18 protein-coding genes are annotated in these 21,381 nt (G+C 67.1%); 6 read left to right on the top strand and 12 right to left on the bottom strand.

The genetic code is table 11. The annotated features are described in order from the left end of the window. Positions 1 to 462: 462 nt before the first annotated feature. From ATO6_RS07845 to ATO6_RS07870, 6 genes are all read left to right on the top strand, one after another. Entirely contained in the window at positions 463 to 1,722 is a 1,260-nt protein-coding gene (locus tag ATO6_RS07845) for an aminotransferase class III-fold pyridoxal phosphate-dependent enzyme (RefSeq protein ID WP_217898979.1), read from the top strand. Next, on the top strand, positions 1,715 to 2,422 hold the full coding sequence (locus tag ATO6_RS07850; protein ID WP_088623324.1) for a GntR family transcriptional regulator: 708 nt from the start codon (positions 1,715 to 1,717) through the stop codon (positions 2,420 to 2,422). The genes ATO6_RS07845 and ATO6_RS07850 overlap by 8 nt, the downstream gene beginning before the upstream one ends. Before the next feature lie 49 nt (positions 2,423 to 2,471). Then, entirely contained in the window at positions 2,472 to 4,133 is a 1,662-nt protein-coding gene (locus tag ATO6_RS07855; RefSeq protein ID WP_088623325.1) for a N,N-dimethylformamidase beta subunit family domain-containing protein, read from the top strand. Positions 4,134 to 4,243: 110 nt separating this feature from the next. Then, complete coding sequence (locus tag ATO6_RS07860; protein ID WP_088623326.1) at positions 4,244 to 5,437, top strand: CaiB/BaiF CoA-transferase family protein; 1,194 nt, start codon at positions 4,244 to 4,246, stop codon at positions 5,435 to 5,437. Next, complete coding sequence (locus ATO6_RS07865) at positions 5,424 to 6,053, top strand: carboxymuconolactone decarboxylase family protein (protein WP_088623458.1); 630 nt, start codon at positions 5,424 to 5,426, stop codon at positions 6,051 to 6,053. The genes ATO6_RS07860 and ATO6_RS07865 overlap by 14 nt, the downstream gene beginning before the upstream one ends. A gap of 45 nt (positions 6,054 to 6,098) precedes the next feature. Further along, positions 6,099 to 6,866 (top strand): enoyl-CoA hydratase/isomerase family protein, encoded by a 768-nt coding sequence (locus ATO6_RS07870; protein ID WP_088623327.1) that lies wholly within the window; start codon positions 6,099 to 6,101, stop codon positions 6,864 to 6,866. Positions 6,867 to 6,929: 63 nt separating this feature from the next. Here ATO6_RS07870 and ATO6_RS07875 read toward each other — a convergent pair whose 3' ends face one another. From ATO6_RS07875 to ATO6_RS07930, 12 genes are all read right to left on the bottom strand, one after another. After that, positions 6,930 to 7,889: a tripartite tricarboxylate transporter substrate binding protein gene (locus tag ATO6_RS07875; protein WP_088623328.1), complete on the bottom strand. Its 960-nt coding sequence runs from the start codon at positions 7,887 to 7,889 to the stop codon at positions 6,930 to 6,932. Between the two features lie 27 nt (positions 7,890 to 7,916). Continuing rightward, positions 7,917 to 9,431 carry a tripartite tricarboxylate transporter permease gene (locus ATO6_RS07880; protein ID WP_088623329.1) on the bottom strand — a complete coding sequence of 505 codons (1,515 nt, stop codon included), beginning with the start codon at positions 9,429 to 9,431 and terminating at the stop codon, positions 7,917 to 7,919. Further along, complete coding sequence (locus ATO6_RS07885; protein WP_254919087.1) at positions 9,431 to 9,916, bottom strand: tripartite tricarboxylate transporter TctB family protein; 486 nt, start codon at positions 9,914 to 9,916, stop codon at positions 9,431 to 9,433. Before ATO6_RS07885 ends, ATO6_RS07880 begins: the two co-directional genes overlap by 1 nt. 353 nt (positions 9,917 to 10,269) lie before the next feature. Continuing rightward, positions 10,270 to 11,691 carry an amidase gene (locus ATO6_RS07890; protein ID WP_088623330.1) on the bottom strand — a complete coding sequence of 474 codons (1,422 nt, stop codon included), beginning with the start codon at positions 11,689 to 11,691 and terminating at the stop codon, positions 10,270 to 10,272. Between the two features lies 1 nt (position 11,692). Next, positions 11,693 to 12,670, bottom strand: coding sequence for an ABC transporter ATP-binding protein (locus tag ATO6_RS07895; protein WP_088623331.1), 978 nt, complete (start codon positions 12,668 to 12,670; stop codon positions 11,693 to 11,695). Then, entirely contained in the window at positions 12,667 to 13,641 is a 975-nt protein-coding gene (locus tag ATO6_RS07900) for an ABC transporter ATP-binding protein (RefSeq protein ID WP_088623332.1), read from the bottom strand. The genes ATO6_RS07895 and ATO6_RS07900 overlap by 4 nt, the downstream gene beginning before the upstream one ends. A 2-nt stretch (positions 13,642 to 13,643) precedes the next feature. Continuing rightward, the gene (locus ATO6_RS07905; protein WP_217898980.1) at positions 13,644 to 14,549 is read right to left on the bottom strand and encodes an ABC transporter permease; all 906 of its coding nucleotides are present in this window, start codon (positions 14,547 to 14,549) and stop codon (positions 13,644 to 13,646) included. Further along, on the bottom strand, positions 14,542 to 15,486 hold the full coding sequence (locus tag ATO6_RS07910) for an ABC transporter permease (RefSeq protein ID WP_088623333.1): 945 nt from the start codon (positions 15,484 to 15,486) through the stop codon (positions 14,542 to 14,544). Before ATO6_RS07910 ends, ATO6_RS07905 begins: the two co-directional genes overlap by 8 nt. A 75-nt stretch (positions 15,487 to 15,561) precedes the next feature. Beyond that, positions 15,562 to 17,121, bottom strand: coding sequence for an ABC transporter substrate-binding protein (locus ATO6_RS07915; protein WP_217898981.1), 1,560 nt, complete (start codon positions 17,119 to 17,121; stop codon positions 15,562 to 15,564). Between the two features lie 88 nt (positions 17,122 to 17,209). After that, entirely contained in the window at positions 17,210 to 19,489 is a 2,280-nt protein-coding gene (locus ATO6_RS07920; protein ID WP_088623461.1) for a penicillin acylase family protein, read from the bottom strand. Between the two features lie 185 nt (positions 19,490 to 19,674). Then, positions 19,675 to 20,325: a TetR/AcrR family transcriptional regulator gene (locus ATO6_RS07925; protein WP_088623335.1), complete on the bottom strand. Its 651-nt coding sequence runs from the start codon at positions 20,323 to 20,325 to the stop codon at positions 19,675 to 19,677. A gap of 76 nt (positions 20,326 to 20,401) precedes the next feature. Then, a complete protein-coding gene (locus tag ATO6_RS07930) occupies positions 20,402 to 21,208 on the bottom strand; it encodes a helix-turn-helix domain-containing protein (protein WP_088623336.1) in 807 nt (268 codons plus the stop codon). Between the last annotated feature and the right edge of the window lie 173 nt (positions 21,209 to 21,381).

Consider the following 21,381-nt stretch of genomic DNA (forward strand, 5'->3'; position numbering starts at 1 on the left):
GGCTGCCGTTGCTGTTCAGTTGGGTATTTTGATATATCAAGATTGGCCGGCTCGCAACGGTTTTGACTGACGTCCGCCTCATGTGGGTGGGATGAGGGGCGAAATCTGTGTGCGGAAGCCGGTTCGGGCGGCTGAATGATATATCAAGGCGTGAATCACCTGACGCTGCCAGAAGGCTTGTGGGCGTCGATGATATATCAATATGCGCATTTTCTGGCCGGACGTCCGAATGCTCCGGGCTCGGTCCGCACAGGTCAAGGTGCCGGGCCGTGTTGCCAGATGCTTGGATGAACGGGTCGAATTTCAACGCTTTCCGTTGTTGGGCGGCCTTTTCGCCGTCTGGCGAGCCGTTCGCCATCATTTAACATCGGTGCGCCAAGCGCTCAAAGAATCCTTGACACTGGTTTGTGAGCGCGGCCTATTTGATATATCAAACTGACGCCATTGCCGGAGAGATTTGTCTTGGACGACGCACGACTGCAGAACCAGTCCAGGGACGCGGCCCTGCGCGACCGGGCCGCCCATGTGATCCCCGGCGGCATGTGGGGCCACCAGCGCGCGGCGGCCGTGCCCGCAGGATACCCCCAGTTCTTCGCGGGGGGCGAGGGGCCCTACGTCATCGACGTGGACGGTCGGCGCTACATCGACTTCATGTGCTCCTGGGGGCCCATCGTCCTCGGCCACCTGCACCCGGCGGTGGAAGAAGCCGCGCGGGTCCAGCGCGAAGCAGGCGACTGTCTCGACGGGCCGACGGAACACGCCGTCAAGCTGGCCGAACTGCTGGTCGAGACGATGCCGATGGCCGACTGGGCGCAGTTCCAGAAGAACGGCGGCGATGCGACGACCGCCTGCGTGACCATCGCGCGGGCCGGGACGCAGAAGCGCAAGGTTCTGGTCGCAAAGGGCGCCTATCACGGCGCCGTGCCGTGGTGTTCGCCTTCGCTGGCCGGTGTCACCGCCGAGGACCGGGCGCACGTGCTGCACTATGAATTCAACGACGTGGACAGCCTCGCCGCCGCCGTGGCCGAGGCTGGTGACGACCTTGCCGCCATCGTCGTCTCGGCCTTCCGTCACGACCTCGGCCGACTGCTGGAGGATCCGACACCCGAATTCGCCGCCGCCGTGCGCAGCCACGCCGACGCCACGGGTGCCGCAATGATCCTCGACGATGTGCGGGCCGGGTTCCGGCTGCACCTCGGCGGGTCGTGGGAACAGTGGGGCGTGCGCCCGGACCTCGCCGCCTACTCCAAGGCCATCGCCAACGGGCACCCGCTGTCCGCCGTGGTCGGCAACGACCGCTTCCGCGCGGCGGCCGAGCAGGTCTTCGTGACGGGCTCGTTCTGGTACACCGGCGCGCCGATGGCCGCCGCCGTCGCCACGATCACCGAACTTCACCGCATCGACGGCCCGGCGCTGATGCGCGCTGCGGGCCAGCGGTTCCGCGACGGGCTGTCCGAACAGGCCGCCCGCCACGGGTTCGAGGTGATCCATTCCGGCCCGCCCGCCATGCCGCTGATGCAGTTCGTGGCGGATGCCGACGATCCGCTCGACAAGCTGGGCGAGGCGTTCTGCCAGGAGGCGCTGAAGCGGGGGGTATATATGCACCACCGCCACAACATGTTCCTCGGCACATCCCATACGTCCGAAATAATTGACCTCGCGCTTCAGGCGACCGAGGGTGCCTTCGCCGCTTTGGCGAGGGGACGGACACCGGATGACTGAGACGCAGGCAGCAATTGTAACCGACGAAGGCGAGGACGGCCTGCCGCTGTCCGAAGTGGTCTATGCCAAGCTCCGGGCCTCGCTCATGCGGGCCGAGATGGCGCCGCACGAACGGCTCAAGGTCCGCGATCTGGCGCAGAAGATGGGGACATCGGAAACCCCGGTGCGCGAGGCGCTGTTCCAGCTGGCCCACGAGGGCGCGATCGAGATCAAGCCGCGCTACTACATCCGCGTCCGCCGCCCCACGCTACGCGAATACCTCGACATCCGCGACATCCGCCTGTCGCTGGAGCCGCTGGCCGCCGAACGGGCGCTGCCGCATATCGACGACGCGGTGATCGCCCAGCTGGAGCACAGCCACGCCGGTCTGGTCGCCGCCGAGGCCTCGGGCGACTGGCGGACCGCGCTGCAGACGAACTTCGACTTTCACTTCGGGCTCTACGCGCGCTCGGGCATGGCCACGCTGACGGAAACATTGGAAAGCCTGTGGCTGCGGATCGGCCCGGTGATGAGCGAGCTCTATCCGAACGCGCATCCGACCTACGCGGAGCGGCACCAGCACCTGAACGTGCTCGACGCGATCCGTGCGCGGGATTCCTATGCGCTGCGCGAGGCGATCCGCATGGACCTGATCGAGGGCGGGCGCAACCTGCGCCAGCACCTCGCGGAATACGAAGCCGCCGGAAAACGGGACGGGTAGGCGGGCGCATCCCGTCGCATCGTCCCGCCCGGCCCAACCGGAGCGCGCGATGACCCGCACCCCTTTCGAGTTCCCTGAAACCGGCCCCCACGCCATCCATCCGCGCCGCATCCGCAAACTGCACGCGGACGAGCATTTCCTGAGCGATTACCGCTACGAATTCCCGCGCGAGGACCCGGCGTTCCCCGAGGTCTACACCTACACCGACCGCATGTCCTACGATCCGGGCGAGACGGTGTCGTTCCACGTCTCGACCACCGCCGAGCGCTGGTCGATCCAGATCTACCGCGACGGCCACGCGCCCGAAATGGTGCACGAGACGTTCGATCTGCCGGGCAGTTTCACCAAGACCTCCGACACCGCCTACATGGACGGCTGCGACTGGCCGGTGCTGCATTCATGGACGATCCCCGAGGGGCAGCGGTCGGGATTCTACCGGGTCGTCTCCACCTGCCTGCGCGCAGACGGGCAGCGGCATGTGCAGCATCACTTTTTCACCGTCCGCCCGACGCAGGCGACGCGGCAGGGGCGGATGGTCATCATGCTCGCGACCGCGACATGGACATCCTACAACGATTGGGGCGGGGCGAACGCCTATTTCGGGACGTGGGGACCCAAGGGCAATGACGCCTCGCCCATCCTCAGCCTGAAACGTCCGTGGACGCGGGGTCTGCTGTGGCTGCCCAAGGGCGCCGCCCGCGTGGCGCAGCGCGAGATGCCGGACATGAACGACGCGCCGCGCTATCCTTCCAAGGAATGGGGCTATTCCTACGGTTGGGCGCAGTATTACGCCGCGGCGGGCTGGGCGCAGTTCGACCGGCACTTCGTGGTGTGGTGCGAGGCGCAGGGCTTCACCCCCGACATCATCACCCAGACCGACCTGCATTACCGGCCCGAGATCCTCGACGGCTACACCTGCCTCGCCACCTCCGGCCACGACGAATACTGGACCCGCGAGATGCGCGAGACGGTGGAGCGGTTCTGCGAGAACGGCGGCGGCTTTGCCCGGTTCGGCGGCAACTTCGTCTGGCAGATCCGGCTGGAGGACGAGGGGATGCGGCAGGTCTGCTACAAGGGCAAGGCGCACACCCTCGACCCGGTGCGCGAGGGGCCGGACAAACACCTGCTGACGACCTCGTGGGAAGGGCGCGGTGTGGAATGGCCGGGCGCGGGGACCGTGGGCGTCAACGGCTGCCACGGCATGTACGCCAGCTGGGGCGGCTTCGCGCCCAAGGGATCGCGCGGCTTCACCGTCTACCGGCCCGATCACTGGGCGTTAAAGGGGACGGATCTGCGCTATGCCGACGTCTTCGGGGCCGAGGCGGGAATCTTCGGCTACGAAGTTGACGGGCTGAACTACACCTTCCACCAGGGCCTGCCATACCCGGTGCAGGAGCCGGGCGTGCCGGACAATATCGAGATCCTCGCGATGACCCCGGCCATGCTCTACGAATACGAACATCCGGGGCAGGGCGTGCGCTACTACCTCTCGGATGGCGATCTGGAGGGTATCGTGTCGCTGGCACCGGAACCGCCCGAGGAAGCGCGGGCGCGCTACAGGCACGGGTCGGGCATGGTCGTCGCGATGAAGAAGGGCCGGGGCGAGGTGGTGACCGCCGGGTCCTGCGAATGGGTCATGGGCCTGACCCGGCGCGATCCCTTCACCGAGCGGATCACGGCCAACGTGCTGCACCGGTTTTCCGAGGGCTGAGCGCCCCACAACCATGTCATCGGACGCTTTCCGCGTCCCCTCGGCCGCCTGCTGCGCCATCATGGCGGCAGCGCCGTCGCGCGTTGCCGTCCTCAGCAGAAAGGCCCCCGATGTCCGGTCCGTTGTCCCATGTCCGCGTCCTCGACCTCAGCCGGGTCATGGCCGGACCGTGGAGCGGCCAGATCCTCGCGGATCTGGGTGCTGACGTTATCAAGGTCGAACGTCTGGGCGAAGGCGACGACACCCGGCAATGGGGCCCGCCATGGCTCAAGGACAGCGAGGGGAATCCGACGCGGGAATCCGGCTACTATCTGTCCGTCAACCGGGGCAAGCGCTCGGTCGAGCTGGACCTGAAGACGCCCGAAGGGATCGCCGCCGTGACCGCACTGGCGGCGCAATCGGACATCCTGCTGGAGAACTTCAAGACCGGGACGCTCGACCGGATGGGCCTGGGTTATGACGCGCTTAGCAAGGTGAACCCCAGGCTCATATACTGCTCGGTCACCGGGTTCGGCCTGACCGGGCCGCGCGCGAACGATGCGGCCTATGATTTCATGATCCAGGGCATGGGCGGGCTGATGAGCGTGACCGGCGCCGCTGATACCGATCCGGGCGGCGGGCCGCAGAAGGTGGGCGTGCCGATCATCGACATCCTGACGGGGATGTACGCCACCGTCGGCGTCCTTGCGGCGCTGGCCAACCGGGACCGGACGGGCATCGGGGAACACATCGACCTTGCCATGCTGGACGTCTCGGCGGCGGTGCTGGCCAATCAGGCGATGAACTACCTCGTCTCGGGCCGCACGCCGGTCCGGCACGGGAACCGCCATCCGAACATCCAGCCGCAGAACGTCTATCCGGTGAAGGACGGCCATATCGTGCTGGCGGTCGGCAATGACGGCCAGTTCCGCAAGTTCGCTGAGACCATCGGCCATCCCGAACTGGCCGAGGACCCCCACTTTGCCACCAACCCCGCGCGGGTCGAGAACCTGCCCGAGCTGGAAGCGCTGATCGCGGGCCCGTTGGCCGGCCGCACGGTTGCCGACTGGTGCGCGGCCTTTGCCGCGGCGGGGGTGCCGTCCGGGCCTATCAATACCGTGGACAAGGTGTTCGAGGAGCCGCAGATACAGCATCGCCGGATGCTGCGCGACATTCCCCACCCGCTCAGCGGGACGGTGAAACAGGTCGTCAGCCCGCTGAACTTCCGCAACGCCCCGCTGGCCTTCGACCGCGCGCCGCCCCTGCTGGGGGAACATACCGAAGAGGTGTTGCGCAGCCTCGGACTGGGGGATGGCGATGACTGACGAGGGCAAGGGCGCAGGCGCGCGGATCAGCTTTCCCACGCCCGACACGATGACCCCGGCGCAGCGCGAGGTCTATGACCAGATCGTCTCGGGCCCGCGCAAGACACTGGTCGGCCCGCTGCGCGCGGCGCTTCACAACCCGGTGCTGGCCGACCGCTGGCAGAGGCTGGGACAGGTGCTGCGGTTCGAGACCTCGCTGCCCGCGCGCCTGAACGAACTGGCGATCCTCGTCACCGCGCGGCGCTGGAACGCGCGGCTGGAATGGGCGATCCATGCGGGCGACGCGGCGCGCGCCGGTCTGGATGCGGGCATCATCGAAGCGATCCGGACCTGCAGCCTGCCTGACTTCGGCGCGGATGATGACGCGCGCGCGGTCTACGAATACGCGCGCCAGCTGGTCGAAACGGGCGACACCGCGCAGGAGGTCTATGACGCGGTGCTGCGCCGGTGGGGCGAGGCGGGCGCGGTCGAACTGACGGCGGTCATCGGCTATTACTCGATGGTCGCGCTGACGCTGAACGTGCACCGGGTCCCACTGCCCGACGGCGTCCCGGACACGCTGCCGGTCGAGGACGGGGCGCTGCCCTCGATGCCCCCGGCCCGCGGCCCGGCGTGACCGCGCGGCGCGGCGAAAACGATACCAAGGACAGGAGGCGCAGGCATGCGCGCATATGACACCCTCTCACTCGACGTGGCCGACTACATCGCCACCATCACCATCCGGCGCCCGCCGGTGAACGCCCAGAACAACCGGTTCCGCGAGGATCTGGTCGAGGTGGTCGATGCGCTCGGCGACCGGACCGACGTGCGCGCCATTATCATCACCGGCGAGGGCAAGGCGTTTTCGGCCGGGGCCGACCTGTCCGAACGGCCGACGCAGGATCCGGGCGTCTACACGGCCCACAACCGCCGGGTGCGGGCCAGCTTCGACTGCCTGCTGGAATGCCCCAAGCCGATCATCGCCGCCGTGAACGGTGCGGCCATCGGGGCGGGCTGCGTCACCGCCCTATGCTGCGACATCATCGTGGCGTCTGAAAAGGGCTATCTGCAGATGACCGAGGTGAATGTCGGTCTGGCCGGCGGCGTGGCCCATGTCCGGCGGCACTTCGGCGAGAGCGATGCGCGGATGATGATCTACACCGCGCGGCGGGTCTACGGCCCCGAACTGCTGCGGATGAACGTCGCCTCGGCCTGCACCGCGCCCGAAGAGCTGATGGACACCGCACGCGACTATGCCATCGACATCGCAAAGGCCAGCCCCTCGGCGGTGCGGGCCGCCAAGAAGTCGTTCCAGGTGACAGAAGGGGTGTCGATCTACGACGCCTACCGGTTCGAGCAGGGACAGACCAAGGCGCTGTCGACCTCCGAGGATACAGCCGAGGCCATGGCCGCGTTCCGCGAGAAGCGGGCGCCCGAGTTCAAGAGCTGACACCACCAAAGGAAACGCCGCCCCGGAGCGGGTCCGGGGCGGCGCCGTGTTCAGGGTCGTGGCTTACTTGCTGATGCCGCGCTCGACCGCGAGCTTCTTCCAGTTCTCCATTTCCCTGGCCAGACGTGCGGTGACGTCCGGCACGCTGCTTGTCTCGATGTTGATGTCGATGGGCGCGACCACGTCCAGGAAGGCCTGGCTGCTGACGACCTCGTTCACCTCGGAGTTGATGAAGGTCACGACCTCGTCCGACACGCCCGAGGGAACGAACATGCCCAGCCACTGGCGGATCTGCACGTCGGGATAGCCGACCTCGGCCGTGGTCGGGACGTCGGGCAGCGCGGTCACGCGCTTGTCGTCCATCACCGCCAGCGCGTTCAGCGCGCCCGCCTTGATCTGGTCGCCCGCCGTCGCGACGGAGGTGTCGTAGATGTCCGCTTCCTTGCTCAGGATCGCGACCATCGCATCGCCGCCGCCCTTGTAATGCACGACCTCAAGGTCGAGACCCGCGTCGGACAGGAACTTCTCCATCCCGAAATGGGTCGTGGTGCCCAGACCGGCGGTCGCGGCGAACATGTCGCTGCCCTTGGCCTTTTCCACGAACTCCTCGAGCGTCTTGATGCCGGTGTCGGCATTCACGATCAGGATGTAGGCGATATAGCCGAAGATCCCGACCGGCTTCATGTCCGTTTCCGGATTGAACGGCAGGTCCTTGTAGACCGCCGGGGCCGTCGCATAGGCCGAGGTGGTCATCAGGATCGTATGCGCGTCGGGCTTGGACTGGCTGACATAGGCGGTGCCCACCATCGACCCGCCGCCCGGCTTGTTCTCGACCACGACCGGGTGGCCCCAGCGTTCCTGCAGTGCGGTGGCGAGGTGCCGTGCGAAGATGTCGGTGTTTCCGCTCGGGGAATAGGGCACCACCAGCGTGACCGTCCCGGTCGGGAAGTCCACCGCCGCCGCGCTCTGCGCCAGCCCGAGCGCGAGCGCCGCGCCCGCCAGAAGCCTCTTGATCGTTCTCATTGTCGTCTCCTCCCTTGGTTGTTTCGTTCAGACGTCCTGTGCGTAGACCTCGCGCCGCTTGCTCAGCTTGTACGAGGTCCAGACCCCCCAGATCAGGATGGCCCCGGTGATCGCCATGATCGTCCCGCTGACGGGGCGTTCGAAGAAGGTGGCGAAGCTGCCGCGCGACAGGACCATGGCGCGGCGGAAATGTTCCTCCATCAGCGGGCCCAGCACAAAGCCGAGCAGCAGCGGCGCGCCGGGAAAGCCGAAGATCCGCATCGCGTAGCCGACCGCGCCGAAGAAAAAGACCTGCCAGACCGTCAGAGCGTTGAAGGTCGTCGAATAGGCCCCGATGCAGATGAAAAGCAGCACCGCCGGGAACAGGATGTGATAGGGGATCAGCAGCATCCGCACCCAGATCCCGATCAGCGGGATGTTCAGGATCAGCAGGATCACGTTGCCGACCCAGAAGCTCATGATCAGCCCCCAGAACAGCTCGGGTTGCGAGGTGATGAGCGTCGGGCCCGGTGCGATGCCGTGGATCATCAGCGCGCCCAGCATGAGCGCCATCGTCGCGCTGCCCGGAACGCCCAGCGACAGGGTCGGGATAAAAGCGGTCTGGTCGGCGGCGTTGTTCGCGGCCTCGGGTGCCATGATCCCTTCGATCGCGCCTTTGCCGAAGCGTTCGGGCTCTTTCGCGATCCGCTTTTCAACGGCGTAGGACAGGAAGGCGGCGATCGACGGCCCGGTGCCCGGAAGCGTGCCGAAGAAGGACCCCATCGACGCGCCCCGGATCATCGGGAACCACGACCGCCGCATGTCATCCCGCGTCGGCTTGATGGCCCTGAGCGAAACGCTTTCGCGGTCGATCGCCGTGGCGTTCACGCGGCGGATGCTCATGATCACCTCGGCCACGCCGAAGACGCCCATGGCCAGCGCGATCAGGCTGATCCCGTCCAGCAGGCCGAGCGAGCCGAAGGTGAACCGGGCGGAGGCGCTCTGGGTGTCCATGCCGACGAGGCCGAAGCAGATGCCGAGGGCGACCATCGCGAGGCCCTTGACCGCGGAGCCTTCCGAGATCGTCGAGGCGGCGACCAGCCCCATCAGCATCAGCGAGAAATACTCGGCCGATCCGAACTTCAGCGCATAGCCCGCGATCACGGGCGAGAACAGCATCAGCAGGATCACACCGACCGAAGCGCCGAAGAACGACGCGACCGTGGTCATGAACAGCGCGACGCCGCCACGCCCCTGCTGCGCCATCGGATAGCCGTCCAGACAGGTGACGGCGTTCGCCGGCGTGCCGGGGATGTTCAGCAGGATCGACGCGGTGGACCCGCCGTAGGTGGTGCCGTACCAGATGCCGCCCAGCATGATGAGCGCGGTGGTCGGCCCGAGCGTGAAGGTCAGCGGGAACAGCATCGAGATCGCAGTCAGCACGCCGATGCCGGGGATCACGCCGACGAGAGTGCCCAGAAGCGCACCGAGGAAGCAGTAGAAGACGTTCGTCGCGCTCAGCGCCACGCCCAGTCCCATGCCGAGGTTATTCAGAAGTTCCATCAGAAGGGCCAGTTGAACATTGCCATCTGCAGTCCGAGGCAGATGCGGAACACGAAGGGGGCCAGCAGCGACAGGCCGAGACACAGCAGCGCGAGGCTGACGGGGCGCAGCTTCAGTTCGGCCAGCGAACTGATGATCGTCACCGCCAGCAGCGCGGGGATCAGCCCGAAGAGCGGCATGAGGATGGCGAAGCCCGCGATGCCCGACAGAACGAAGAGCGGCGACCAGAACCGGATATCGGCCTTTTCTACCTCACGCAGCAGCGATTGCAGGGCGACCAGCAGGCCGAGGCCCGCCACGGCAATGCCCATACCCATCGGGAACATGCCGGGTCCCATCCGTCTGAGCGAACCCAGCGGGTAATGCATGGCCGCATAGATCGCGAACCAGGCGCCGACGGCCAGCAGCACGAGGCCGCCGACGGTGTCCTTGTTCACCCGGCCCATCATCCGAGCGCCGCCTGTCCGGGCGATATGCCATGGCATACCGGAATTCGTCCGGCGCGGGGCCGAAACGCTGATGACACCTGTGACCTCCCTGTCCGTCGTTGCGGACGTCCTGTTGCACGCTGCCGCGCTTCGCGGAGCCTAGCCGGACAGGGCGCGGCCCCGCATCGGCAAAGGGCCATAGATCATGAATGTGTTGAACGCGGCCGCCTCTTGAATTTCTCTGGTCGTTGACCTTGCGTCAATAGAGCAGCTCTCCCGCCGCGCGCGTGGCGACAGGTCGGGGCGATTGTAACGACGATATTGGGAGAGAGTTCTCGGCGATTTCTGAATGCGATGACGTATGGTTTTGGTCCATACGCCATCGCAGGCTGTCAGCGTGTGCGTCTCGTTCAGTCCAGCCCGGCGGGACGGAGATGCGCCCAGGGGCGGTCCTCTTCGACCGTTGCGGCAAGGGCCAGCAGATCGAGGTCGGTGTGGTAGGGGCCGATGAACTGCACCGAGGTGGGCAGGCCGTCGCGGGCAAACCCCGATGGCAGGGCCAGCGCCGGATGGCCGGTCAGGTTGAACGGATAGCAATAGGGCGACATGCCCTGCCGCGTCAGCCCGTTCTCGTGACCGTCGACCATGACCTGCCCGTCCAGCGCCTCGAAATCCGCGGGCAGGGCGGTGCGGGTGACGGTCGGGCTGATCAGGACGTCGTATCGGGTGAACAACGCCTGCACCGCGCGGAACAGCCGGGTGCGGGCCAGCATCGCCTTGCGGTAATCCTCGATCGTGAAGCCGCGACCGCGTTCGATGAAGCCCAGCAGGACCGGATCCATCTGGTTGCCCCAGCGGTCGACCAGCGGGCCGAAGCCCATGGCGATATTGACCTGGTAGAGCACGCGGCCCTCGTATTCGATCCAGTCGACCGGGTCCGTGACCTCTTCGATCACCGCGCCGCGCGCGGCGAGGCCGTCCAGCACGGCCTTGGTGTTGGCTTCCACATCCGCCGAGACGCGGGCGTTGCAGAACTTCGGGATATAGCCGACGCGCAGCCCGTGCAGCGTCCGGCCCGCGCGGGTGGCCAGCGGTTCGGGCGCCGAGAGGGACCACGGGTCGCAATCGTCCGCCCCCGCCAGCGCCGTGATCATCAGCGCCGCGTCCTCGACCGTGCGGGCCAGCGGACCGGCGGCGGCGACGTTGCCGAACGCCTCGCCCGCCTCGCCGTAGGGCAGCAGGCCCACGGTGGGTTTGAGCCCGACCAGCCCGCAGGCGGCGGCGGGGATGCGGATCGACCCCGCACCGTCCGTGCCGAGGCCGAGCGGCCCGATCCCCGCCGCGACCGCGCAGGCCGCGCCGCCGGACGATCCGCCGGCGTATCGTGTGGTGTCCCACGGGTTGCGGGTGGTGCCGAAATGCGGGCCGTCCGTCTGACCCTTGTGGCCGAACTCGGGCGTCGTGGACTTGGCAAAGATCACCGAACCGGCCTCGCGCAGGCGGGTGACGAGGATGTCGTCGGCCTCGGGGATCGTGCCCGCCTTGGTGGCCGATCCGTATTCGGTGGGGATTCCAGCCGTCGGGAACAGGTCCTTGACGTGCATCGGCAGACCGGCCAGCGGACCGAGGTCCTCGCCCTTCGCCAGCGCCGCCTCGGCCTGCTTGGCCTCGTCCCGCGCGCGGTCTGCGGCGACGAATGCGAAGGGGTTCAGCCGTTCGCTCTGCGCCTCGGCGCGGGCGAGCAGGGCGTCGAGGTATTCGACCGGCGACAGTTTGCGGCGCGTCATCAGGGAAACGGCCTCGGCCGCGGTGATCCATGCCAGATCGGTCATGTCAGTCCTCGTAAAGGTGGCAGGCGACGCTGCGTCCGGGTTCGATTTCGCGCAGTTTCGGCGCCTCGACGCGGCAGCGGTCGAAGGCCCTTGGGCAGCGTGGGCAGAGCGTGCAGCCCGGCGGGCGGTTCAGCAGGCTCGGCACCTCGCCCCGGATCGGCGGCTGGCGCACGCCTGCCTCGGGGCGCGGGATCGCCTCGAGCAACGCCTTGGTATAGGGGTGCTTCGGCACCTCGTAGAGCGCGCGTTTCGGCGCGATCTCGACGATCTCGCCCGCGTAGAGCACCGCGATGCGTGTGGACACGGCGCGGACGACGGCAAGATCGTGGGCGATGAAGAGGTAGGACAGGCCCATCTTGTCCTGCAGGTCCATCAGCAGGTTGATGACCTGCGCCTGCATCGACACGTCGAGCGCCGCGACCGCCTCGTCACAGACGACGAAGGACGGATCGAGCGCCAGTGCGCGGGCGATCACGATCCGCTGCCGCTGGCCGCCCGAGAATTCATGCGGGTAGCGGTCCGCGAACTGACGGGCGAGGCCCACGGTTTCCAGCAACTCGTGCACGCGGTCCATCCGGTCCTTGCGCGACCAGCCGCCGCGCACGTCGATGGGTTCCGCGATGACGTCCGACACGCGCATGCGCGGATTCATCGCCGCGTGCGGGTCCTGAAAGACGAACTGCAGCTTGTGGCGCACGCGGGATAGCGCCCGTCTGCCGCCGTCGCCGGTGATCGTTTCGCCGAACAGGTCGATCCGGCCGCTGGTGGCGGGCAGGAGACCCACGAGCATCCGCCCGATGGTCGACTTGCCCGAGCCGCTTTCGCCGACGACGCCCAGCGTCTCGCCTTGCGCGACGTCGAAGCTGACATCGTTGACCGCGCGCAGCACGCGCTTGCCGCGGCCCTTGCCGCCGACGTCGAAATCGCGGGTCAGGTTGCGGACCTGGATGATGGCGGTGTCGGTGGTCATGTCCTTCATTCCGCGGGCTCCGTCGTCTTCATCCGCACCGGGCAGCGGATGAAATGCCCCGGTGCGAAGGCTTCGAGCGGCGGCGGGGCCGCGTGGCAGGCGGGCTCGGCCAGCGCGCAGCGCGGGGCAAAGTTGCAGCCGGGCGGGCGGTTGCCGGGGTCGGGGATGCGGCCGGGAATAGCATAGAGGCGGCTGACATCCTCGTCGGGCGAGGGGATCGCGCGCAGCAGGCCCTCGGAATAGGGATGCTGCGGGGTGTCGAATACGGTCCGGGCCGGCGCGTCCTCGACCAGTTCCCCGGCATACATCACGATGACCCTCTCGGAAAATTCCGCGACGAGGCCGAGGTCGTGCGAGATCAGGATGACAGACATCCCGATCTCCTGCCGCAGCTCGCGCAGCAGTTCGAGGATCTGCGCCTGCACCGTGACGTCGAGCGCGGTGGTCGGTTCGTCGGCGATCAGCAGGCGCGGGCGGCAGGCGATGGCCATGGCGATCATCACCCGCTGGCGCATGCCGCCCGAGAGGCGATGCGGGAACTCGGTCACGCGGCTCTTGGCGTCAGGAATGCGGACCATGTCCAGCAGTTCGACCGCGCGGTTGCGCGCCTCGGTCGCCGACAGGCCCTGGTGGATACGCAGCGTCTCGCCGATCTGGTCGCCGATGGTCAGCACCGGGTTCAGCGAATGCATCGGGTCCTGGAAGATCATCGCGATGTCCCGCCCGCGCAGGTCGCGCAGGCGGCGTTCGGGCATCGCCAGCAGGTCGTTGCCGTCGAACATGATCTTGCCCGACATCCGCGTCGTCCGCGCCGCGTGCAGGCGCAGGATGGACAGGGCGGTGACCGACTTGCCCGACCCGCTCTCGCCCACGATCCCGAGGGTGGAGTTGGCGGGCAGGGCGAAGCTGACATCGCTGACCGAGCGGATCCAGCCGCTGTCGACGCGGAAATCGACCGAGAGGTTCTGAACGTCCAGCATGGTCACTGCTCCATCTTCAGGCGCGGGTCCAGCACGTCGCGCAGGCCGTCACCGAGGAGGTTGGTGCCGAGCGCAGCGAGCGAGATGGCGAGGCCGGGGAAGAGCATGATCCACCATGCCTCGACCGAGTAGTCGCGGCCTTCGGCGATGATGTTGCCCCACGACGGGTGCGGCGGCGGCGGGCCTATGCCGAGGAAGGACAGGGCCGCTTCGGCGAGGATCGCGTAGGCGAAGACGAAGGTGACGGACACCAGCAGCGGCGCCATGCAGTTCGGCAGGATGTGGCGGAAGATGATCCGTGTCGCGCCTGCGCCCGAGACGCGGGCGGCGTCGACGTAGTCCAGTTCGCGGATCACCAGCGCCGCGGCGCGCACGATCCGCGCCATCCGTGGGACGTAGGCCGAGGCGAGGGCGATGATGACGCTCGTCACCTGCGGGCCGAGGGCCGCGTTGATGCCGATGGCCAGCAGGATCGCCGGGAAGGCCAGCAGCGCGTCCATGATCCGCATGATGATGCCGTCGAGCCTGCGGAACCAGGCCGAGGCCATGCCGACGATCGCCCCGCCAGCCGCCGCCAGCATGGCGGAGGCGAAGCCGATCCAGAGCGAGATACGCGCGCCGTAGAGGACGCGGGTGAAGATGTCGCGCCCGAAGTTGTCGGTGCCGAATGGATGTTCGGCCGACGGCGGCGTGAACCGGTCGCGCAGGCTCATCTTGTTGGGCGAACCGTCGGTGATGAACGGCGCGAGCAGGGCGAGCACGACGATCACCAGCACGATCCCGGCGCCGAGGCGGAAGGACCGGTGGCGCCACAGCTTGCGTATCAGGACGCGCGAACGGCTGGGCATCGGGGGCGGGGCGGTGGTTGTCATGGTCGAGGGCGACTGGATGGCGGTCTGATCAGTCATACCGGACCCTCGGGTCGACCCACGCATAGACGATGTCGATCACGATGTTGATGAAGACGAAGGCGAAGCCGAGCAGCAGCATGGTCCCCTGCACGACGGGATAGTCGCGGGCCATGATCGCCTGCACCAGCAGGCGGCCAATGCCGGGCATGGCGAAGATCTGTTCGATCACAACCGAGCCGCCGATCAGCAGCGACAGGATGTAGCCCGAAACGGTGACGACCTGCATCAGCGAGTTGCGGAAGGCGTGTTTCAGGATGGTGCGCATGGGGGTCACGCCCTTGGCGCGGGCGGTGCGGATATAGTCCTGGTCCAGCACTTCCAGCATGGCCGAGCGCGTCATCCGCGCGAGGTAGCCGATCTGGAAAAGCGCCAGCACCACGGCGGGCTGCAGGAGCGAGGCGAGCCAGCCGGAAAAGCTGTCGTGCAGCGGCACGTAACCCGCCGAGGGCAGCCAGCCGAGCGTGACGGAGAAGAGGATCACGGACAGGATCGCGATCCAGAAATTCGGGACGGACACCCCGACGAGGGCGAGGATCATCACCGCGCTGTCGACCCATGTGTCGCGCCACACGGCGGCGATGACGCCGAGCGCGATGCCCACGGGGATCGTGATGACGAAGGCGACGAAGGCGAGCGACAGCGTGACGGGCAGGCGCTGCATCACCGCTTCGGCCACCGGCTGGTTCAGCATCAGCGACCGGCCGAAATCGCCCTGTGCGAGGTTGGTGATCCACAGCCACAGCTGCACCGGCACCGGCTGGTCGAGCCCGAGATCGCGGCGGATCTGGGCGATGGATTCCTGGTCGGCGGCGTCACCGGCGATGATCGTCGCGGGGTCGCCGGGCAGGAGATGCATGAGGAGGAAGGTCAGCACCGCCACAACGAACATGACCGGTATGGCCTGTGCGATGCGGAAGGCGATCAGCTTGGTCATCCGTCGGTCCTTGGGGGTTCGGGGGCAGGGGTGGTCCGGGCGTCAGTCGCCCGGACCGGTGTCGTCAGGGGCGGCTCAGCGGTCCAGCCACACATCCCAGAAGATGTTCATGTTGAACTCGCGGAAGCCCTTGAGATCGTCGGCGATGGCCCGGTTGGACCCGCGGTCGGACACCTTGATCATGTAGGCGCCTTCCAGAACCTCGGCCTCGATCGTCTGCCAAGCGGCCTGACGGTCTGCGAGGTCCATCGAGGCGTAGAACTTGGTATAGGCGTCATCCAGAACCGTGTTCCCCTCGATATGCGGGAAGTTGTAGATCATCGTCTGCCACTGCTGCGGCCCGAGCAGGGCGTTCGAGCAGAAGCCGGTGGTCGAGACGTTCCAGCCGCCGCCGCCCGACTGCAGGTTCGACGCGTTGGTCGTCCAGTCGGTGATGTCGACCTTGACCGTCATGCCGGCGGCCTTCATCTGCTCGGCCAGCACCAGCATCGTGTCACGCATCCACGAATAGTTCGTGTTGGACTGAACGACGATCTCCTCGCCGTTGTAGCCGGCCTCCTTGAGCAGGGCCATCGCGCCGTCGATGTCGTTCTCGTCATACCACTTCGCGTTCTCTTCGCCGGTGTGGTAGTCGGTGCCCGGATAGGACATCGAGTGATCTTTCCGCGCGCTTTCGCCCGACGCGATGATCAGGTCCTCGATCCCGGCGACCTTGCGGATGGCCTGACGGATCTCGCGCTTGTCGGTCGGTGCGTTCGAGGAATGCAGGATCACGTAGTTCTGGCAGTAGGGGAACACGGTGATCGGGGTCACGCCCTCCACGCCTTCCAGCCGGGCCAGCAGATCCTTAGACAGCGCGGTGGTGATGTCCGCCTCGCCGGTCTGCATCGCCGCAACGCGCGAGTTGCCTTCGGGCACGAAGTTGTAACGCACGGCGTCGACGTTCACGGTCTTCTTGCCGACGTAGCCGTCCGGTCCCTCGGCATCCTCGCGCGGGACGTAGGCTTCGTTCTTTTCGATGATCAGGTGGCTGTCCTTGACCCATTCACCCAGCTTGAACGGCCCGGTGCCGATCACGTCGATCTCGCGCGCGGGCTTGTCGCGCTGGCTCGCCGGCAGGATCGAGAAGGGATAGACCGGGGTCTTGAGCTGGTCGATGAAGACCGCGTTCAGGTTGTTCAGCTCGATGATGAAGGTGTAATCGTCGGGCGTGCGGTATTCCTTGACGTCGGCCAGCGTGGCTTTGCCGGGGCTGACCTCGGCATAGCGTTCGAAGGTCGCCAGCACGTCGGCCGAGGTCATTTCCTGACCGTCCGAGAACTTGACCCCCTGACGCAGCTTGAAGGTGAAGGTCTTGCCGTCCTCGGAGACCTCCCAGCTTTCGGCCAGCATCGGCTTGGCGGCATAGCCCGCGTCCATCGCGACCAGCGCCTCGAAGACGTGCTGGATGACCTCGAGCTCGACAAGGCTCGCCGCCATCTGCGGGTCGAGCTGGCCGGGGCCGGAGTTGTTGGCGTAGATCACGGTGCCGCCCATCTTGGCCTCCTGCGCGAGCGCAGAAGCGAAGGGGGCGGTCATCAGCGCACCGGCGGAAACCGCCGCCAGCATGAGATTACGGGGTGTGAGATGTTTCATCTGGTGTTTCCCTGTTGGTTTTCTGGTTGACCGGGCAGCGTGGCGGGGGCCCGCTGCCTTCTCTGTTTTGCGTGTGCCGCGACCGGGTTCAGGTCGCGGAGGGGCCGTAGCCCTGACGGCTGACGGCGGCCGCGTCGACGGCGGCTTTCGTGTAGGTCATCGGCACCATCTCGCCCCGCGCCCACAGGGCGTTCTGGTCGGAATAGTGCGGATCCCCGGCATGGCCGGAGGTGCCGTGGAAGACGATCCAGCGGCTGTTGTCCCAGTCGGACAGGTCGAAGACGTAGCGGGCGACCGGGCCATAGACCGACCGGGTGCCGGTGCCGGGCATCCCGCCCGTGGCCAGCACGCAGTCGCCGTCGCCCCCGGTCGGGTCCGATGTCGGCGCGGCAGCGCCGCCCGCGTCGGGGAAGAGGTGGGCGAGGGGGTGCGTGAAGACCGGCAGATGCGCGGTGCCCCAGGGTTCGGGCTGGGGCCCGGCCGCGACGGTTGCGACGGCTTCGGCGATCAGCGCGTTCCACGTCATGCCGCCCAGCAGGGTGGTGTCGTCCTCGCGCAGTAGGCTCGGCAGGGCCCACCACATCTGGTTCACCGCCGGAATGCCCGGCGCGGGCGCGGCGGCGGCGTGTTTCGACGCGCGGTCGAGGCCCGAGACACGGACAAGGATGCGAGTCATTTCCTGCCGGATCAGGTAGTAGGCCGTCGGCGCGCTGAGGCCGAGGTCCATCCGCCCGTCCCAGCCTTTCAGCATGTCGAGCAGGGCGTCGGCCCCGGTCGCGCCCGCCTTCAGGATGCGGCCCGTGATCTCTCGCGCCCGGACGCTGTCCGTGTCGCGCAGGATGTCGATCATGTCCCCGACGGTCAGGTCCTGCACGCGGGCGATCCGTTCGGCGACGCGGCTGGCGCGGTGCGTGGGGTGGAAATCGGTGCCGAGGTAGTCGGGATGATCCTCGGCCACCAGCCGGTTGTTCGCGGTGGTGATGTAGCCGTCCGCGGGGTCGAGCTCGCGCGGCATCCGGTCGAAGGGTATCATCCCCCGCCATTCATGCGTGCCGGTCCAGCCGGGCACCGGCAGCCAGCCGTTGATCCGGTCGCGGTCGGGCACCACGGCCCGGACCAGCAGGCCGATATGGCCGTCCTTGTCCGCGCCGACGAGGTTGTGGTCGATCACGCCCCAGCCTTCGCAAGCGTCGTAGAAGTCGTCGAGCGTCGGGGCCTTGAGCATCGGCAGCAGGCAGTCGACGGCGTGGTCGGTGTCGAACAGCTGCACCGATTTCAGCACCAGCGCCTTGCCCTTGGTGGGATCGCCCGCGATCACCGGGCCATGGCGCGTTTCGGTGACGGTGATCGTCTCGTCCGATCCGCCGCGCACGCTGATGGTTTCCTGACGGGTGACGGCTTGCGCCGTGCCGTCCTCGGTCCGGTAGGCCGCGCCGCCGTCCGAGAACTCCTCGACATAGATGTCGTGGATGTCCGCGAAGGCGTGGGTGACGCACCAAGCGACGTTCTTCGTATGGCAGAAGTGCGGGAAGCCGGGCACGCCGGGAACCGAGAAGCCGATGGCGTCGAACTCGGGCCCGGACAGGTGCAGCTGCGCATACATGCCGGGGATTTCGTATTGCCGGTGCGGGTCGCCCGCGACCAGCGGCATGCCGGTGGCGCTCAGCTTGCCGGACACCGCCCAGTTGTTCGACCCGGCGACGGTCCCGTCCTCGGGCGCGAAGCCCGACAGGGCCTCCATCGAGGGCTTGAGATCTTCGAGTGTCGCACGGATCCGGTCGCCATGCGCGCCCTGCGGCAGGATCAGCCGTTCGGTGCCGCCGTCCTCGTAACGCAGCAGCGGCACGGCCTCGGGTCCCACGGTCGCCAGAGCGGCCGCGCGCCAGAGCTTGAACCAGATCGACCCCATCAGCAGCCCTCGCTGCCGCATGACGGCGACGCAGTGCCAAGGCTCCCACTTCGCGGGCCTGGCACCCAGCAATTCGTATTCCGGTGCCGTCCCGCCCGCGTCGATCCATGCGTTCACGCCGGCGGCGTAGCTGTCGCACATCGCGCGGCTGTCAGGCGACATCGCCTCGTAATCGCGGATCGAGGCGGCCTTGACGCCCAGTTGACGCGACAGGCGGTCGGCGGGCAGGGCGCTCGGGCCGGCCCATTCGGCATAGGTGCCGACGGCGCGGCGCAGCGCAGCCTCCATCTGCCACATGCGGTCGGTGGCATGGATGTATCCGTTAAGGACGAAAAGATCGGCTGTGCTCGCCGCCCGGATATGCGGGATACCCCACGCATCGCGCAGAACCTCGCCCGGCTCTGACAGTGCTGGCACGATCTGCGGCTCGACCTGGTCTCTGGCGGCGTCCCGACTCATATCCATCCCTCGCATTTCGATATATCATGTTAGCGAGGACTGGCTGGTTCGCAATGAAAATCCGTGCCGATTGCACGGAGATGGGCCAGAAACCGGGCAAATTCCCGGAAGCTGCCCGCAGATGCGGTCATTCTGGCTAATTTTTGATATATCCATTGTCGGTGCGAGGCACCGGCCACGCCCGGTCAGGCGGCGCGGATCAACCCGCGCAGGGCGATGTCGGCATAGGTCATCGCCACATCCTCGGCCTTGAGCCGCCCGTCCGGTCGCAGCCAGCGGGGCACGTCGTTGAGCGAGGACAGCAGCATCTTGGCCACCATCGCGGGCGAGATGTCATCGTCGAGGACACCCTGGTCCATCGCCGCGCGGATCTCGTCGCGCAGGATGTGTTCGAACCGGTCCCGCAATTCGGTGACCTTCTGCCGCCGGTCCTCATCGGAAATCGACAGGAAGCTCTGGCGCGACATCAGCCAGGCGTCGCGATCCTTGTCCATCCGCGAGGAATGGGTGCGCAGGTAGGCGCGGACACGCTCCAGCGGGCCCTCCACCTCGGCCATCGCCGCCTCGACCGAGACGATCAGCCGGGACATCCGGTCGACCAGCACCTGCTCGTAGAGCGCTTCCTTGTCGGTGAAGTGATAATAGAGCGCCGGTTTGGTCAGTCCGGCGGCATCCGCGATGTCGCGGATCGAGGTGCCGTCGAACCCGTTGCGGGCGAACAGATCCTGCGCGATGCGCACGATTTCGTCCCTGCGGGTGCCGGTTCCGGGCTTGCGCCCGCGCCGGGCCGGGGCCGGGCGGGCGGGAGCGGTGCGTTGACTTTGATCGTTCGGCATCGGCCGGAGCCTCCTCAGGTCGCGGGAGCATGTCCCGTTTCGGGCCCTGTAACAGCCCGCGAGGCGCTTGTCCCGGTCAGGAGGACAATTCCTGCAGCCCCGTGCGGATGAGCCGCGCAATTGCCGCCGATTGCGGCAGCATCCGCTGTTCCGAACCCTCGACCGCGATCACCAGCATGTCGCCGGCGGTCTCGTGCCGCAGCTGGCTGGCCACGGCCGCCGTGCCGGCCACCGAGCCGCCACCGGTGAAGTGGCCCAGCTTGCGCCCCTTGGCGATCTCGCAGAGCTTGGACTGGATATCCACCGCGGGGGCGGAGGCGGGGCGTTCGGCGTTCAGCCGGATCAGCAGCCGCCGGACCTGCCGGTCGTCAAGCATCGACAGCAGCGCCGCGCCGGCCGCCGTGGTCGCCAGTTCGTGCTGGCAGCCGACCGCGATGCGGGAGGCGTCGGGCCCGCCTTCGGCAACATAGATGACCTGAACCTTGCGTTCGTTCATCCGCGCCAGCAGCACGCTTTCGCCGGTGTGACGGGCAAGGCCATGCGCGAGGTTCACGATGGACCCCTGCCGGACGAGCGAGGGATCGACCCAGGCGCCGAGCAGGCCGGTTCGGCGCGTCAGGCGATAGGTCCGCTGGGTGCGGTTGTGCTGAAGATAGCCCATGGCGACCATGCTGCGCAGCAGGGCCGAGGTGCTGGACTGCGGATATCGCAGGGCATGGGCGATTTCCGAAATGCTCACGTCGCGGCGGACGTGGTCGAAGAATTCCAGAATCTGGATCGTGCGCGCAGCCGATTTCACAACGGCGTCCGGCAGTTCGCTGCGAAATCCCGGCGGGACCGCGGGCAGACTACCAAGCGTATCGTGAGCCAAGGACTGGGACATGATGTGCCTCCCTTCATCACCATTACCCGTCTCTCCGAGTCGAGTCGCTCGAATTGACTTAACGGTAGTTAAGTTAATTTGCCCGTGATCTGTCAAGCGGAAGGTCGGACCATTCTGGGCGGCACGAAAAAACCCGCCGATCGCGGGGATCGGCGGGGTCCTTCAGGTCCGGG

It is taken from the genome of Oceanicola sp. 22II-s10i (assembly GCF_002210105.1).
Classification (GTDB): domain Bacteria; phylum Pseudomonadota; class Alphaproteobacteria; order Rhodobacterales; family Rhodobacteraceae; genus Pseudooceanicola.